Origin of the sequence: Micromonospora tulbaghiae (genome assembly GCF_900091605.1) — a bacterium.
In the GTDB taxonomy this organism is placed as follows: Bacteria; Actinomycetota; Actinomycetes; order Mycobacteriales; family Micromonosporaceae; genus Micromonospora; species Micromonospora tulbaghiae.
In genome coordinates this window covers 624,182-638,223 of sequence record NZ_FMCQ01000004.1, presented here as the reverse complement: position 1 = coordinate 638,223, position 14,042 = coordinate 624,182, and the positions used below count along the sequence as shown (strand labels likewise).

16 protein-coding genes are annotated in these 14,042 nt (G+C 73.3%); 13 read left to right on the top strand and 3 right to left on the bottom strand.

Translation table 11 applies throughout. The annotated features are described in order from the left end of the window. Positions 1-74 precede the first annotated feature (74 nt). A complete protein-coding gene (locus GA0070562_RS15710; RefSeq protein WP_091421747.1) occupies positions 75-836 on the bottom strand; it encodes an SDR family NAD(P)-dependent oxidoreductase in 762 nt (253 codons plus the stop codon). 81 nt (positions 837-917) lie between these two features. On the opposite strand from GA0070562_RS15710, the gene GA0070562_RS15705 reads away from it, so the two are divergent. From GA0070562_RS15705 to GA0070562_RS15670, 8 genes are all read left to right on the top strand, one after another. Next, positions 918-1,262, top strand: coding sequence for a histidine triad nucleotide-binding protein (locus GA0070562_RS15705; protein WP_013475524.1), 345 nt, complete (start codon positions 918-920; stop codon positions 1,260-1,262). Beyond that, the gene (locus tag GA0070562_RS15700) at positions 1,259-2,635 is read left to right on the top strand and encodes a serine hydrolase domain-containing protein (protein WP_091421743.1); all 1,377 of its coding nucleotides are present in this window, start codon (positions 1,259-1,261) and stop codon (positions 2,633-2,635) included. Before GA0070562_RS15705 ends, GA0070562_RS15700 begins: the two co-directional genes overlap by 4 nt. A gap of 135 nt (positions 2,636-2,770) precedes the next feature. Further along, the gene (locus GA0070562_RS15695) at positions 2,771-3,829 is read left to right on the top strand and encodes a PhoH family protein (RefSeq protein ID WP_091421739.1); all 1,059 of its coding nucleotides are present in this window, start codon (positions 2,771-2,773) and stop codon (positions 3,827-3,829) included. Between the two features lie 39 nt (positions 3,830-3,868). Further along, positions 3,869-4,342 carry an rRNA maturation RNase YbeY gene (ybeY, locus tag GA0070562_RS15690; RefSeq protein WP_091421737.1) on the top strand — a complete coding sequence of 158 codons (474 nt, stop codon included), beginning with the start codon at positions 3,869-3,871 and terminating at the stop codon, positions 4,340-4,342. Continuing rightward, on the top strand, positions 4,318-5,727 hold the full coding sequence (locus tag GA0070562_RS15685; RefSeq protein ID WP_175438757.1) for a hemolysin family protein: 1,410 nt from the start codon (positions 4,318-4,320) through the stop codon (positions 5,725-5,727). Before ybeY ends, GA0070562_RS15685 begins: the two co-directional genes overlap by 25 nt. Beyond that, entirely contained in the window at positions 5,720-6,106 is a 387-nt protein-coding gene (locus GA0070562_RS15680; protein ID WP_091421732.1) for a cytidine deaminase, read from the top strand. The genes GA0070562_RS15685 and GA0070562_RS15680 overlap by 8 nt, the downstream gene beginning before the upstream one ends. After that, positions 6,103-6,999, top strand: a complete 897-nt coding sequence (era, locus tag GA0070562_RS15675) for a GTPase Era (RefSeq protein ID WP_091421729.1) — start codon at positions 6,103-6,105, stop codon at positions 6,997-6,999. Before GA0070562_RS15680 ends, era begins: the two co-directional genes overlap by 4 nt. 150 nt (positions 7,000-7,149) lie before the next feature. Beyond that, positions 7,150-8,328 carry an acyltransferase family protein gene (locus GA0070562_RS15670; protein WP_091421723.1) on the top strand — a complete coding sequence of 393 codons (1,179 nt, stop codon included), beginning with the start codon at positions 7,150-7,152 and terminating at the stop codon, positions 8,326-8,328. Positions 8,329-8,400: 72 nt separating this feature from the next. Here the strand turns inward: GA0070562_RS15670 and GA0070562_RS15665 are convergent, their stop codons facing one another. Continuing rightward, positions 8,401-9,252 carry a DUF4097 family beta strand repeat-containing protein gene (locus GA0070562_RS15665; RefSeq protein ID WP_244254937.1) on the bottom strand — a complete coding sequence of 284 codons (852 nt, stop codon included), beginning with the start codon at positions 9,250-9,252 and terminating at the stop codon, positions 8,401-8,403. 102 nt (positions 9,253-9,354) lie between these two features. On the opposite strand from GA0070562_RS15665, the gene recO reads away from it, so the two are divergent. From recO to GA0070562_RS15645, 4 genes are all read left to right on the top strand, one after another. Then, positions 9,355-10,227: a DNA repair protein RecO gene (recO, locus tag GA0070562_RS15660; protein WP_091421720.1), complete on the top strand. Its 873-nt coding sequence runs from the start codon at positions 9,355-9,357 to the stop codon at positions 10,225-10,227. A 32-nt stretch (positions 10,228-10,259) separates the two neighbouring features. Then, a complete protein-coding gene (locus GA0070562_RS15655; protein ID WP_175438756.1) occupies positions 10,260-11,036 on the top strand; it encodes an isoprenyl transferase in 777 nt (258 codons plus the stop codon). A gap of 68 nt (positions 11,037-11,104) precedes the next feature. After that, the gene (locus GA0070562_RS15650; protein WP_073831832.1) at positions 11,105-11,290 is read left to right on the top strand and encodes a hypothetical protein; all 186 of its coding nucleotides are present in this window, start codon (positions 11,105-11,107) and stop codon (positions 11,288-11,290) included. A 118-nt stretch (positions 11,291-11,408) separates the two neighbouring features. After that, on the top strand, positions 11,409-11,633 hold the full coding sequence (locus GA0070562_RS15645) for a thioredoxin reductase (RefSeq protein WP_091421712.1): 225 nt from the start codon (positions 11,409-11,411) through the stop codon (positions 11,631-11,633). Between the two features lie 60 nt (positions 11,634-11,693). Here the strand turns inward: GA0070562_RS15645 and gndA are convergent, their stop codons facing one another. Next, positions 11,694-13,136 (bottom strand): NADP-dependent phosphogluconate dehydrogenase, encoded by a 1,443-nt coding sequence (gndA, locus tag GA0070562_RS15640; protein WP_091421709.1) that lies wholly within the window; start codon positions 13,134-13,136, stop codon positions 11,694-11,696. Between the two features lie 343 nt (positions 13,137-13,479). On the opposite strand from gndA, the gene GA0070562_RS15635 reads away from it, so the two are divergent. Beyond that, entirely contained in the window at positions 13,480-13,887 is a 408-nt protein-coding gene (locus GA0070562_RS15635) for a hypothetical protein (RefSeq protein ID WP_091421706.1), read from the top strand. Positions 13,888-14,042: the final 155 nt, after the last annotated feature.

Genomic DNA, 14,042 nt, shown 5'->3' with positions numbered 1-14,042 from the left:
TACGGCCCTCGCCATGTCCCTTCAGCGCGGTTTGCCAGGGCCAAAACTGCAAGATCGCGGAGCCGGGGCGCGGGTCAGGAGCGGAGGTAGGAGGCGCCGTTCAGGTCGATGATGGTGCCTGACGCCCACTCGGCCTCGGGGCTCGCCAGCCAGTGCACCGCCGCGGCGATCTCCTCCGGCCGGGCCACCCGGTGGAACGGGGACTGGGCGCGTACCGCCTCGCCCCGCTCGCTCTTCAGGTGCTCGTTCGTCATGTCGGTCTCGACGAAGCCGGGCGCCACGCAGGCCACCCCGATGCCGTACGGCGCCAGCGCCACCGCGAGCGACTGGGCCATCGCGTTCATCCCGGCCTTGCTGGCCCCGTACGCCGGGTTGGCCGGCTCGCCCCGGAACGCGCCCCGGGACGAGACGTTCACGATCCGGCCCCCGCGTTCGCGCATGTGCTGCGCGGCGCACCAGGCGGCGTTCGCGGCGCCGACGAGGTTGGTGTCCAGCACCTCCCGCCACCGCGCCCGCCACTGCTCGTAGCTGCTCTCGAAGACCGGGTGCGGCGGATCGGCCGGCCCGAACACGCCCGCGTTGTTCACCAGCACGTCGAGACCGCCGAGCCGCTGGGCCGCCTCGTCCACCATGGCGCGTACCGCGTCGGGGTCGGCCAGGTCGGCGCGTACCACGACGTGCCCGTCACCGGGCAGTTCGGCGCGCAGCCGCTCGGCCAGCTCGGCCGAGTCCCGGTGGTGGATCGCCACCCGGTCCCCACCGGCGGCGAACGCCCGCGCCACCGCCCGCCCGATGCCCCGCGAGGCCCCCGTCACCAGCACCGCCCGTCCCGACATGGCGGCCATCCTGCCGCATCGGGGCGGTCCGCCCGGCGGTGCCCCCGGCACGCTCCGGGCGCCCGTCCTTACACTGCTGCGATGGACTGCCTCTTCTGCCGGATCGTCGCCGGGGAGATTCCGGCCACCATCGTCCGCGAGACCGCCACCACCCTGGCCTTCCGGGACATCGACCCGAAGGCGCCCACCCACGTGCTGGTGATCCCGAAGGAGCACTACGCGGACGTGGCCACGCTGGCCCAGGGCGCACCCGAGCTGGCCGGCGAGGTGCTCCAGACCGCCGCCGTGGTCGCCGAGGAGGAGGGCCTGACCGTCGACGGGTTCCGGCTGATGTTCAACACCGGCCCGTACGGCGGCCAGGAGGTCTTCCACGTGCACGCCCACCTGCTCGGCGGCGCGCCGCTCGGTCCGATGCTCTGCCGATGACCGACGTCCCCGACCGGCTCGGCCGGATGGTGCGCCAGGCGCAGGCCACCGGCCGGATCCCGGCGGTGTCGGCCGCCCTGCACCGGGCCGACCGGCCGCTCTGGACCTGCACCGTGGGCGACACCGGCAACGACACCCCGCTGGGACCGGAGACGGTGTTCCGGATCGGCTCGGTCACCAAGACCTTCACCGCGGCGCTCGTCATGCAGTGCCGCGACGACGGCCTGCTCGACCTGGACGACCCGATCGGGCGGCACCTCGACCTGCCCGCGCACGGCGACGCGACCGTACGCCGGCTGCTGTCGCACACCGCCGGCCTGCAACGCGAGCCGCACGGCGACGTGTGGGACAGCCTGCGCGCCCCGGCGGTCGACGAGATGCTGGCGGATCTGGCCCGGGTCGAGCGGGTGCTGCCCGCCGGCCGGCGCTTCCACTACTCCAACCTCGGCCTGGCGCTGCTCGGCGAGGCTGTCGCCCGGCTGCGCGGCGGCACCTGGGCCGAGGTGCTGGCCGACCGGGTACTCACTCCGCTCGGGCTGACCGCCACCGGCCCGCACCCGACCGAGCGCGCCGCGACCGGGTTCCTGGTCGACGCGTACTCCGACGAGGCACACCCGGAACCACCCGCCGACTTCGGCGCGGTGGCCCCCGCCGCGCAGCTCTGGAGCACCGCGACGGACATGGCCCGCTGGGCCGCGTTCCTGGCCGACCCGGCGGCGGTGGACCCGGACGGCGCGGTGCTCTCCGCGGCGACGGTCGAGGAGATGCGCTGGCCGCTCACCCCCACCGACGAGTCGGTCTGGGCGGCCGGCTTCGGGCTGGGCCTGATCCTGGTCCCGCAGCCGGAGCGGGTGACCCACGTCGGCCACGACGGCGCGATGCCCGGATTCCTCGCCGCCGTGTACGGGCGGCGCGGCGGGCAGGGCACCGCCGGGGCGATGGGCTGCGCGGTGCTCGGCTCGTCCGGCACCGGCGTGGAGGTGTTCGACCTGTCACACCGGCTGCTCGCCGCCGCCGCCGAGCACGACCCGGCGGAGATCGAGCCGTGGCGTCCCGGCCCGCCCGCGCCGGACCACCTGCGCGGCGTGCCGGGCCGCTGGTGGGGCGAGGGCTTCGAGTACGTCTTCTCCTGGCACGACGGGACGCTGCGGGCGCGTGGCGCGGACGACCCGGCCGGGAAGCCGCCCGCGGTGTTCGCGCCGCTGCCGGACCGGCCGGACGTGTTCCGGACGGTCTCCGGCCGGGAGGTGGGGGAGCTGCTGCGGCTGACCCGCGACGAGCGCGGCGTGGTGGTCCGGATGCACTGGGCGACCTACCGCTTCACCCGCACCCAGGAGACCTTCGACGGGTACGACTTCCGCGTCGGTGACTGACCGGCGAGCACCGGAAATGGGCGCGGTGCGTACGGTGCCGACCCGATACGATGGAGGTAACCGTACGCCGCGCCAGCAGGGCTCGGCACCCGAGAAGCGGAGAGCAGGTGGCGCAGGGCCCGACGGGCCCGACCTATGACCGGCACCCCACCTCCCGGCACGCCACGTGTGCAGACCAGGATCACGGTTCCCGACCAGAAGATCATGGTGAATCTGCTCGGTGCGGGCGACGAGATCCTGCGGCTCGTCGAGCGCTCGATCGACAGCGACGTCCACGTGCGCGGCAACGAGATCACCATCACCGGCGCCCCCGCCGACAACGCCCTCGCCGAGCGTCTCTTCAGTGAGCTGCTCGAACTGATCGAGAAAGGCGAGACACTGACCACAGACGCGGTACGGCGTACCGTCGGCATGCTCGAGCAGGGCGGCGCCGAGCGGCCCGCCGAGGTCCTGACGCTCAACATCCTCTCCCGGCGCGGTCGCACCATCCGTCCCAAGACGCTGGGGCAGAAGAAGTACGTCGACGCGATCGACGCCCACACCATCGTCTTCGGCATCGGCCCGGCGGGTACCGGCAAGACCTACCTGGCCATGGCGAAGGCCGTGCAGGCGCTCCAGGCCAAGCAGGTCAACCGGATCATCCTGACCCGGCCGGCGGTCGAGGCGGGGGAGCGGCTGGGCTTCCTGCCCGGCACCCTGAACGAGAAGATCGACCCCTACCTGCGCCCGCTCTACGACGCGCTGCACGACATGCTCGACCCGGAGACCATCCCGAAGCTGATGGCCGCCGGCACGATCGAGGTCGCGCCGCTGGCATACATGCGCGGAAGGACGTTGAACGACGCGTTCATCATCCTGGACGAGGCGCAGAACACCACGCCCGAGCAGATGAAGATGTTCCTCACCCGGCTCGGCTTCGGCTCCAAGATCGTCGTCACCGGTGACGTCACCCAGGTGGACCTTCCCGGCGGGACGACCAGCGGCCTGCGGGTGGTCCGGGAGATCCTGAACAACGTCGAGGACGTGCACTTCGCCCAGCTCTCCAGCTCCGACGTGGTCCGTCACAAGCTGGTGGGCGAGATCGTCGACGCGTACGCCCGCTGGGACGCCGAGCGGGAGAACCAGCAGGCGCAGAGCGTGCACGCCGTACCGGGGCGGACCGCCCAGGGCGGCCGGGCCGGCCGGCGCCGCTGACCTGCCGGCGCAAGCCGTCACATCATCAGAGGAAGACAGTTGTCCATCGAGATCGCCAACGAGTCGGGTGTCGACGTCGACACCGACGCCGTGCTCGCCGTCGCGCGGCACGCCCTCGACGAGATGGGGGTCAACCCCCTCGCCGAGCTGTCCGTGCTGCTCGTCGACATCGAATACATGTCGGAGCTGAACCACAGGTGGATGGGTGGCGACGGCCCGACCGACGTGCTCGCCTTCCCCATGGACGAGGGCAGCGTCGACCACGGCCCGGGCGAGAGCAGCCCGGCCGGCGGTGAGCCGGCCCTGCTCGGCGACATCGTGCTCTGCCCGGAGGTGGCGGCCAAGCAGGCCGCCGCGGCCGGGCACTCGGCCGCCGACGAGCTGCACCTGCTCACCGTGCACGGCGTGCTGCACCTGCTGGGCTACGACCACGCCGAGCCCGAGGAGGAGCGGGAGATGTTCGGCCTCCAGGCCCGGCTGCTGGCCAGCTGGCGGTCGACCCGGTCGCGGTGATGGACGCCTTGGCGGCGGTCCGTGCCCCCGCCGGTCTGCCCGATCTTCAACTCCTGTTCTTCGCCGCCGGGCTGGTGGTGCTCGCCGGCCTGATCGCGATGACCGAGGCGGCGCTGGCCGCCGTATCCCCGGCCCGCGCGGCCGAGCTGACCCGGGACGGCGCGCGCGGCGGGCGTGCCCTCCAGGTGGTCGCCGGTGACGTGGTCCGCCACCTGAACCTGCTTCTCCTGCTGCGCCTGCTGGCCGAGCTGACCGCCACCACGCTCGTCGCGCTGGTCGCTGTCGACACGTTCGGCGCGGGCTGGCGGGCGGCGCTGGTGACCGCCGGCGCGATGACAGTGGTGAGCTTCGTCGTGGTCGGCGTCGGCCCGCGCACGATCGGCCGCCAGCACGCGTACGCGGTCGGCCGCGCGGTCGCTCCGCTGGTGCGCTGGCTGGGCCGCGCGCTCAACCCGCTGGCGTCGCTGCTGATCCTGATCGGCAACGCGGTCACCCCCGGCAAGGGCTTCCGCGAGGGGCCGTTCGCGACCCAGGTGGAGCTGCGGGAGCTGGTCGACCTGGCCGAGCAGCGCGGGGTGGTGGAGCACGGCGAGCGCCAGATGATCCACTCGGTCTTCGCGCTCGGCGACACCATCGCCCGCGAGGTGATGGTGCCGCGTACCGAGATGGTGTGGATCGAGGAGAGCAAGACGCTCGCGCAGGCGCTGGCGCTGTTCCTGCGCTCCGGTTTCTCCCGCATCCCGGTGATAGGAGAGAACGTCGACGACGTGCTCGGCGTGCTCTACCTCAAGGACCTGATCCGGCGGGTCCAGGGCGACCAGGAGGCCCGGCAGATGCCGGTGGCCGAGCTGATGCGCCCGGCCACGTTCGTGCCGGAGTCGAAGCCGGTGGACGACCTGCTCTCGGAGATGCAGGCGGCCCGGAACCACCTGGTCATCGTGGTCGACGAGTACGGCGGCACCGGCGGGCTGGTCACCATCGAGGACATCCTGGAGGAGATCGTCGGGGAGATCACCGACGAGTACGATGTCGAGCGCCCGCCGGTCGAGCACCTGCCGGACGGGGCCGTGCGGGTGACCGCGCGGCTGCCGGTGGAGAATCTGGGTGAGCTGTTCGACACCGAGCTGCCCACCGACGAGGTGGAGACGGTCGGTGGCCTGCTCGCCCAGGCGCTCGGCCGGGTGCCCATCCCGGGCGCCGAGGCCGAGGTGGCCGGCCTGCGGCTGGTGGCCGAGGGCACCACCGGCCGGCGCAACCGGATCGACACGGTTCTGGTGAGCCGGGTCGACCGGGGTGACGCGCCGGAGGGCACCAACCGAAGCGAGCCGCCCGATTCGCGTGGCGACAACAACCGTTCTGAGGAGAGGCAACCCGCCGATGCCTGAGTCACCCGCCGTACCGGCTGCCCTGCCCACCCCCGCCGACCCGGCGGAGCTGAGCGCCGAGGACGCCAAGCTCGTCGTCCTGGCCCGGGGCGCGCGGAGCCGGGTGGCGGCCGTGGAGGGCGCCGCGGTCCGCGACCAGGACGGCCGGACGTACGCGGCGGCGAGCGTGGCGCTGCCGTCGCTGACCCTGACCGCGCTCCAGCTCGCTGTGGCCTCGGCGGTGGCGGCGGGCGCGAGCCGGCTGGAGGCCGCTGTGGTGGTGAGCGAGGCGTCGACGCTGGACGGGGCCGGGCACGCCGCGGTGCGTGACCTCTCCGCCGACGCGCCGGTGCACGTGGCCGCGCCGGACGGCACCGTCCTCGGCACGGTGGTCGAGTGACCACGCCCGAGGCGCGTCCCTACCGGGCCGGTTTCGCCTGTTTCGTCGGGCGGCCGAACGCCGGCAAGTCGACGCTCACCAACGCGATCGTCGGCACCAAGATCGCGATCACCTCGAACAAGCCGCAGACCACCCGGCACATCATCCGGGCGGTGCTGCACCGGCCGGACTCGCAGCTCGTGCTGGTCGACACCCCGGGCCTGCACCGTCCCCGGACGCTGCTCGGCGAGCGCCTCAACGATCTGGTCCGGGAGACCTGGAGCGAGGTCGACGTGATCGGCCTGTGCGTCCCGGCGAACGAGCCGGTCGGGCGGGGCGACCGCTTCATCACCGGCGAGCTGGCCAGCCTGAAGGCCACGGTGCTGGCGGTGGTCACCAAGACCGACCTGGTCGACAAGAAGCGGCTGGCCGAGCAGTTGCTCGCGGTGAGCGAGCTGGGCGAGTTCGCCGCAGTGGTGCCGGTCAGCGCGGTCTCCGGGCACCAGGTCGACACGCTCGTGGACGTGATGACCGGCTACCTGCCGGAGTCACCGCAGCTCTACCCGGACGGCATGCTCACCGACGACCCGGAGCAGGTCCTCGTGGCGGAGCTGGTCCGCGAGGCGGCGCTGGAGGGTGTACGCGACGAGCTGCCGCACTCCATCGCCGTGGTGGTGGAGGAGATGATCCCGGAGGGCAACCTCACCAAGATCTACGCCGACGTGTACGTGGAGCGCTCGAGTCAGAAGGCCATCGTCATCGGCCACCGGGGCAGCCGCCTCAAGCACGTGGGCACCACCGCCCGGCGGCAGATCGAGGAGTTGCTCGGCACCCGGGTCTATCTCGACCTGCACGTACGGGTGGCGAAGGACTGGCAGCGCGACCCGAAGCAGTTGCGCAAGCTCGGCTTCTGACCGGCGGCCGGGGCAGGTCCGGCGGCGGGTGATCAGGATCAGCCAGACCTATGGGACATCTCACTTTCCATGGGTGTTCGTGGCTGTTTCGCAGCATCCGGGAGCAGGGTAGGGACCATTGTCTCTGCCCCCGGACCCCGCCGTGAGCTGATGCGAAACCGCTATCTGGACCTGCTCCGCTTCCTGGCCATCCTGCGAGTCGTCACCTACCACGTCACCGGCTACGCCACGCTCACGCTGGTGTTCCCGGCGATGTCGGTGATGTTCGCCCTGGCCGGGTCGCTGATGGCGGCGTCACTCGACCGCAGCGGGGTGCGTTCGGTCGGGCGCCGGCTGCGCCGCCTGCTGCCGTCGCTGTGGGTGGTCGCCGCGGTCTTCGTGCCGGCCATGCTGCTCACCGGGCTGACGTTCAGCCCGAGGGTGCTGCTCTGGCTCTTCCCGATCAGCGATCCGCCGGCCAACTACTGGGGTGGGCTGGCGCTGAGCCCGATCTGGTACCTGCGGGACTACCTGTGGTTCGTACTGGCCTCGCCGCTCGTGCTGTGGCTGTTCCGACGGGCGCCGCTGCCCACGCTCGCCGCGCCGTACCTGCTGCTGGTCGCGATCGAGGCCGGCGTCCTGGCGAACCCGCCGACGGTGCTGCGCGAATTCGGCCTCTACTTCGGCGCCTGGTTGCTCGGCTTCGCCCACCACGACGGGCTGCTGCGCCGCATGCGTAACCGGGTGCTGCTGCCGGCGGCCGCTGTGGTCGGCGCCGCCGGGCTGGCCTGGATCGTCACCCACCCGGGCCCGCGCGGGTACGACATCAACGACATCCCGCTCGGCAACGCGCTCTGGTCGGCCGCGTTCATCCTGGTGGCGATCGGCCGGGCGCCGGCCGGGGTGACCTGGGTCGACCGCGTGCCGGCGCTCGGCCGGGCGGTCACGGTGGTGAACCGGCGGGCGCTGACCGTCTACCTCTGGCACATGCCGTTCGTGGTGCTGCTCACCCCGCTCGTCGGCCTGGTCGGCTGGTCGCCGCGTGACCCGGTCGGCCTGTGGCTGCGGGTGGGGCTGGTCTTCGCGCTCGTCGGCGTGGTGACGCTCATGGTCGGCTGGGTCGAGGACGTGGCCGCCCGGCGTACCCCGGAACTGATCCCCGGCAAGCCGCGGCGGACCGTGGCCGACCGGGCGGCGGCCGCCCCGGCCAGCCCGGCCCCCGCCGGGGCGGAGGACGCGCTGGTCAGCGTCGGCGCCCGGGTGCCGGCGCCGCGCCGCGCGGCCGAGACCCCCGTGCGCCCCGGCCGGGGCGACGGCGTCCCGGCGTCCCGGCGGGACGCGCCCGGCTGAGCCACCACCGGGTACGGCCACGGTCCCGCGGCGTCCGCGTCCGCCGCGACCGCCCGGCCGGACGCCGTCGGATCAGCGGGTGCTGACCGTGACATTGCCGCTGGTGGCGGACGCTTCGAGCTGCACCGAGGCGGTCGGGTCGTCGGTGACGCGTACGTCGGTGTCGCCGGACGTCGCGGTGGCGCGTACCCGGTAGCGGCCCGCCGGTACGGCCAGGTCGACGTCTCCGCTCGTGGCGTGCACCCGGGCCGGAGCCGGCTCGTCCAGCTCGACGACGATGTTGCCGGACGTGGTCTCCGCGTCGATCGCGGAGGCGAGCCGGCGGGCCTCGATGTCGCCGGAGCGGGCCCGCAGGCGCACCGGGCCGGCCGCCTCGACGACCCGGATGTTGCCCGACGTGGTGGACGCGCGGACCTCGCCGGTGGCACCCCGGACGGTCAGGTCGCCGGAGCTGAGCGTGAACTCCACCGCGCCGACGTCGCTGAGGTCGACGTTGCCCGAGCCGGTGCCGCCGCGCACCACCACGCCGGGCGGCGCGGTCACCTCCCAGGAGATGCTGCACCGGTGCCCGCAGTCGGTGGGCAGGACGAGTTCGTCGCCCTTGATCTCGTACCGGCTGTTCGGCTCGTCGCCCTGGTAGCGGACCACGCGCTTGACGCGTACCTGGTCCGCGGGACCGTTGGCCCGGACCACGACGTCGCCGGCGCCGTCGTCGTCCACGGTGATCTTGGTGATCTTCGTCCGCTCGGTCTGGTCGAAGTCGAGGCGGCGGAACGAGAGGGTGTCACACCCGGCGAGGACGATGAGGGTGGTGGCCGCGGTGGCGGCCACCACGCCGCGTGCCCGGAAGCCCGTGCGCGGCCGGAAGGGGTTGCGCGGCCGGAAGCCCGTGCGCGGCCGAGGAGCGGTGCGGAGCGAAGCCATGGCCAGCACACTAGGTCCGGCCGAGCACCCGGCACATCGGGGATCGCCCGACGGTCCACCCCGAGCCGACCCTGAGATCGCACCCGGAGGGAGAATGGCCTGATGGCCGGGTACCGCCGACAGCTCTACCGCGACGACGCGGTGGTGCTGCGTGTGCAGAAGCTGGGCGAGTCCGACCGCATCATCACGCTGTTCACCCGCCGGCACGGCCGGTTGCGCGCGGTCGCCCGGGGCGTGCGTCGCACCACGAGTCGGTTCGGCGCGCGGCTGGAGCCGTTCGGGCACGTCGACCTCCAGCTCGCCGGTGACCCCAAGGGCAACCACGGCAGCTCGCTGCACACCGTCAGCCAGGTCGAGGCGATCGAGCTGTACGGCAAGCGGTTCCTCGGCGACTACCCCCGCTACACCGCGGCCAGCGCGATCGCCGAGACCGCCGAGCGGCTCACCCCGGTCGAGCGCGAGCCGTCGCTGCGGTTGTTCCAGCTCACCCTCGGCGCGATGAAGTCGCTGGCCCGCGGCGAGCACGCCACCACGCTCGTGCTCGACGCGTACCTGCTGCGCGGCATGGCGTTCGCCGGCTGGGCGCCGGCGCTCGCCGCCTGCGCGGTCTGCGGCGAGCCGGGCCGGCACCGCGCGTTCTCCGTACCGGCCGGCGGCGCGGTCTGCCCGGACTGCCGGCCCCCGGGCGCCGCCCATCCCGCGCCGGCCACGCTGCAACTGATGTCCGCGCTGACCTCCGGCGACTGGGGGTACGCCGACGCCGCCGAGACCGGGGTACGACGCGAGTGCAGCGGGCTGGTCGCGGCGCACCTCCAGTGGCATCTGGAGCGCGCGCTACGCTCGCTGCCGCTGGTCGACCGGGGCGCCCCGGCGGCCGGCGCGGTCCCGGCGCCCGGCGGCGCGGGGCCGGACGTGGTCCCGCCGCGCTCCGGCGCCGGGCCCGTCGCCGGTGTGAACAGGGAGATGACCGAGTGATCCGATCGACGAGGGCGACCCGCCGCGAGCCGGTGCCGCCGACCCCGCACCCGTCCGGCGCCCGTCCGCCGGCGCTGCCGCCCGCCGCGGTGCCCCGGCACGTCGCCATCGTGATGGACGGCAACGGCCGCTGGGCCAAGGAACGCGGCCTGCCCCGCACCAAGGGGCACGAGCAGGGCGAGCACAGCCTCTTCGACGCCGTCGAGGGCGCGATCGAGATGGGCATTCCCTACCTTTCGGCGTACGCGTTCTCCACCGAGAACTGGCGGCGCTCGCCGGACGAGGTCCGCTTCCTGATGGGCTTCAACCGCGACGTCATCCGGCGCCGCCGCGACCAGCTCGTCGACCTGGGCGTACGCGTGGTCTGGTCGGGCCGCGCGGGCCGGCTCTGGAAGAGCGTCATCTCCGAGCTGCAGACCGCGGAGGAGATGTCGCGCGACAACTCGACGCTGACGCTCCAGTTCTGCGTCAACTACGGCGGCCAGGCGGAGATCGCCGACGCCGCCGCCGGGATCGCCCGCGACGTCGCCGCCGGCAGGCTCGACCCGGCCAAGGTGAACGAGAAGACGGTCGCGCGTTACCTCTACCACCCCGAGGTGCCCGAGGTCGACCTGTTCCTGCGACCCTCCGGCGAGCAGCGCATCTCCAACTTCCTGCTCTGGCAGACCGCGTACGCCGAGCTGGTCTACCTGGACACGCTCTGGCCCGACTTCGACCGCCGCCACCTCTGGTACGCCTGCGAGCTGTACGCCCAGCGCGACCGCCGCTTCGGCGGTGCCCTGCCCAACCCGGTGGCACCAGGAGCCTGAGGTCACGCTTACCGACGCGCCGCGCTGGGTACCGATACCGGCAGACGACAAACGCGGAGGTGAACCACATGATTCAGAAGCGGATCGCGCAGTGGGCGGTCATGGCGGTCGCCGTGCCGCTGGCGGCAGCCGGCGCGCGCCGGCTCAGCCACACCCTGGAGGCCCGTCGCGGCCCGTCCGGGGTGAGCCGTCTGCTGACCAAGGGCGCCGACCTGGTCCGGCCGCAGAAGGCCAAGCGTCGCCGGTTCTTCTGAGCCCGGCGATCACGTCCGGCCCGACCGAACGCCCCGCATCCGGCTTTCCCGCCGGGCGCGGGGCGTTCCGCTCTACGATCGGCGCAGGGCGCGCTTGCGCCCACCACGGGGGTGGAGGATGCGCGATCTCCGGTACGAGATGACTGCTGCCCTGGCCGCCGCCGACCTGGTGGAGCCGGCCCGCCGGGACGCCGTGGCCGCACTGTGCGCCGACGTGGCGCAGCGGTGGTGCGCCGAGCTGGGGCACACCCCGGCGGTCCGCTCCGGTGAGATCGGCGAGCTGGCGGCCGGAGAGCCGGCCGCCGGATGGGCGCCCGAGCCGGACGGTCAGCGCGCCTGGTGAGCCGCACGCCGGGGCTGGGACGGCCCGGGCTGGTGCCGGTGCGGCCCATGCCGGTGCGGCTCACGCCTCCACTTCGGAGCGGTCGCCCGCCCAGAGGGTGTGGAACGAGCCGTCCCGGTCCACCCGGTGGTAGGTGTGCGCGCCGAAGTTGTCCCGCAGGCCCTGGATCAGCGCGGCCGGCAGTCGCTGCGCCCGCAGCGCGTCGAAGTAGGCCAGCGACGACCCGAAGGCCGGTGCCGGTACGCCCGCCCGGGCCGCGTCGGCCACCACCCGTCGCCAGGCCGGTACGCCGGCGCTGACCCGCTCGGCGAACCAGGGCGCGACGAGCAGCGTCGACAGGTCCGGCTCCGCGTCGTACGCCTCCCGGATCCGGTCCAGGAAACCGGCCCGGATGATGCAGCCACCCCGCCAGATGGTGGCCGTACCGCCCAGGTCGATGTCCCAGTCGTACTCCCGGCTGCCGGCCCGGATGTGGTCGAAACCCTGCGCGTACGCGACGATCTTGCTGGCCAGCAGAGCGCGGCGCACGTCCTCGACGAACGCGTCCCGGTCGTCCACCTGCCACTTCTCGCCCGCGTCACCGAACACGCGGCGGGCGGCCTCCCGCTGGTCGGCGTGGCCGGACAGCGACCGGGCGAACGTGGCCTCGGCGATGCCGGTGATCGGGATGCCGAGGTCGAGCGCGCTCTGCACGGTCCAGCGGCCGGTGCCCTTCTGCTCGGCCTGGTCGAGCACGATGTCCACGAACGCCTGGCCGGTCGCCGCGTCGGTGTGACCGAGCACGTCGGCGGTGATCTCGATGAGGAACGACCCCAGCTCGCCGCCGTTCCACTCCCGGAAGATCTCCGCGATCTCCGCCGGGCTCGCCGACAGACCGGCCCGCAACAGGTCGTACGCCTCGGCGATGAGCTGCATGTCGGCGTACTCGATGCCGTTGTGCACCATCTTCACGAAGTGGCCCGCGCCGTCCGGTCCGATGTGCCGGCAGCAGGGCTCGCCCTCCACCTGCGCGGCGATCTTCTCGAAGATCGGCCCCAGCTTGCGGTAGGACTCCGCCGAACCGCCCGGCATGATGCTCGGCCCGAGCAGCGCGCCCTCCTCGCCGCCGGACACGCCCGTGCCGACGAAGTGCAGCCCGTGCGCGCGCAGCGCCTCCTCCCGGCGGCGGGTGTCGGCGAAGTGCGCGTTGCCGCAGTCGACGACGATGTCCCCCTCCTCCAGCAGCGGAACCAGCTCGTCGATCACCGCGTCGGTGGGCGCGCCGGCCTTCACCATCACGATCACCGCGCGGGGCCGCTCCAGCGAGCCGACGAAGTCCGCGAGCGACTCCGACGGCACGAACGTGCCCTCGTCGCCGTGTTCGGCCACGAGGCTGCGGGTACGTTCCGGCGACCGGTTGTGCACCGCCACGGCGAAGCCGTTGCGGGCCAGGTTCCGGGCCAGGTTGCGGCCCATCACCGCCAGACCGGTGACCCCGATCTGCGCCGTCGCCTGCTCTGCCATGCGTACCGCCACCTCTCGTCCGTGCTGCCGTTCTGCGACCGTATCGCGGTCGTCGGGGGAGTGGGCGGGGACGTCGACAGGGCGTGACCGGCGGGTGGCCGTGCGTCTCGCGCGTAATTCGCATGCGGGACGCCCCGGTGGCGGGATAGCGTTACCGCATGCGTAAGTGACGCCCCACCTCCGAGCCCGGTCCACCGCCGAAGTGCCGTGGATCCGTCCTGCTCCGGGCGTCCGCATCCCTTCCCCGCCACCGTCGGTCGCGGTGTCTGTCGTGATCGGAACGCACCGGAGCCCTCGCTCGGCGCGTCCCGGTCGGCGCGCCCGCACGACAGGAGGCCCGCGAATGCCCGCGAAGCGCAATCCGAAGAAGTCCCGCAAGCAGTCCGCGTCGCAGGTGACCCCGCCGAAGCTCGACGCGCTCACCGTGGCACCGCCCGCGGTGGTGCTCCCGACCGAGCCGGCGGCGCCCACCGTGTCTGCGGTGGTGCTCCCGACCGAGTCGGCGGCGCCCACCGTGTCTCCGATGGGGCTCCCCACCGAGCCGGCGGCGCCCACCGTGTCTCCGGATGCGGTGCCGCCAGTGCTGGCTGCGCCGACGGTGTCGCCCTCGGAGTCTCTGGAGACCCCGGTCCTGCCGGGCGCATCCGCGACGCCGCCCAGATCGGGCCCACCGGCAGGGCGGCAGGCCCGGTTCACCGGGCGCAGCCAGCGTGCCGGCCAGACCCGGTTCTACGCCTTCCGCCGCAGCTGACCGACAGCTCCGCCCACCGGGCAGGCCCTCATCCGGGGCCCGCGCGGCCGTCCCCGAAGATCTTGGAAGATTCCGGCCCCCATAGGGGCCATTCCGTACCAAGATCTCGCCCGGTCTTGGTTGACCATGAAGTTGGCGGCGGCAAATCGGGCAAC

Coding starts and splice junctions, on each gene's coding strand:
- GA0070562_RS15710 (WP_091421747.1), bottom strand. CDS start 836: ATGTCGGGACGGGCGGTGCTGGTGACGGGGGCCTCGCGGGGCATCGGG.
- GA0070562_RS15705 (WP_013475524.1), top strand. CDS start 918: ATGGACTGCCTCTTCTGCCGGATCGTCGCCGGGGAGATTCCGGCCACC.
- GA0070562_RS15700 (WP_091421743.1), top strand. CDS start 1,259: ATGACCGACGTCCCCGACCGGCTCGGCCGGATGGTGCGCCAGGCGCAG.
- GA0070562_RS15695 (WP_091421739.1), top strand. CDS start 2,771: ATGACCGGCACCCCACCTCCCGGCACGCCACGTGTGCAGACCAGGATC.
- GA0070562_RS15680 (WP_091421732.1), top strand. CDS start 5,720: ATGCCTGAGTCACCCGCCGTACCGGCTGCCCTGCCCACCCCCGCCGAC.
- GA0070562_RS15670 (WP_091421723.1), top strand. CDS start 7,150: ATGCGAAACCGCTATCTGGACCTGCTCCGCTTCCTGGCCATCCTGCGA.
- GA0070562_RS15665 (WP_244254937.1), bottom strand. CDS start 9,252: ATGGCTTCGCTCCGCACCGCTCCTCGGCCGCGCACGGGCTTCCGGCCG.
- recO (WP_091421720.1), top strand. CDS start 9,355: ATGGCCGGGTACCGCCGACAGCTCTACCGCGACGACGCGGTGGTGCTG.
- GA0070562_RS15650 (WP_073831832.1), top strand. CDS start 11,105: ATGATTCAGAAGCGGATCGCGCAGTGGGCGGTCATGGCGGTCGCCGTG.
- GA0070562_RS15645 (WP_091421712.1), top strand. CDS start 11,409: ATGCGCGATCTCCGGTACGAGATGACTGCTGCCCTGGCCGCCGCCGAC.
- gndA (WP_091421709.1), bottom strand. CDS start 13,136: ATGGCAGAGCAGGCGACGGCGCAGATCGGGGTCACCGGTCTGGCGGTG.
- GA0070562_RS15635 (WP_091421706.1), top strand. CDS start 13,480: ATGCCCGCGAAGCGCAATCCGAAGAAGTCCCGCAAGCAGTCCGCGTCG.